This is a genomic window from Thiolapillus sp. (assembly GCF_048562965.1).
GTDB lineage: Bacteria > Pseudomonadota > Gammaproteobacteria > Chromatiales > Chromatiaceae > Thiolapillus > Thiolapillus brandeum_A.
In genome coordinates, this window is record NZ_JBHNMF010001449.1 from 1 (window position 1) to 622 (window position 622).

General features: G+C 52.3%; 1 protein-coding gene and 1 pseudogene. Both read right to left on the reverse strand.

All coding sequences use genetic code 11. From position 1 onward, the window contains the following. The coding region (locus ACOCD2_RS24875; protein WP_305801334.1) for a hypothetical protein at positions 1-327 on the reverse strand (327 nt) is incomplete at its 3' end. 97 nt (positions 328-424) lie between these two features. Further along, positions 425-622: pseudogene (locus tag ACOCD2_RS24880) on the reverse strand (hypothetical protein); the annotation flags it as partial.

Below are 622 nucleotides of genomic sequence, written 5' to 3' on the forward strand. Positions count from 1 at the left end.
CGCCCAGGGATAACGACTTTGATTCGCTTTCGCTGCATGGTCAAATATCGTTTCGCAGCCGAAGATCTGTCGACCGACCTTGGGGTTGATGAAATCATCCAGAGCAATCAGCAAACGCCCACGCTGCCAGCCATGGAGAGCGAAGCGAAGGCTGGTAGACCCCAGTAGCCGCGAGGCCGCACTGCTTACCCGTCGTGCGCATAGCGCCAGAGGGGAAGCAAAGTAGGCATTCGAACGCGGCGTCCAGTCATTGGGAGACAAGTACGGAGCAGCAACGACCTTGCGAAGTTGTTGTGTAGTGCTTGGTGACCAGGATGGCTGGGGCACGAATAGGTTGTCAAAGGCCGAGTCGATTTTGGGGACTGGGATGTCCCAAAATCTATCACGAGGTCGAAGACACGCTTGTCGGTTTCAGGCGATGGAATCAAACGCCAAACACTCTGCCATAACCGTTGCCATGGCAATAACGTCGAGGACATGAATGTATAGAAACGTTTCTGTTGTCAAGTCCCGATAGATCATGGGTTTTCTTTTTGAATAATTCCGGTTGTTTTTTGTGCCAATCCTTAAGCGCCTGAATGGGCGTGATGTGCCCGATGTTTTTCTGCGGGACATGGTAGTT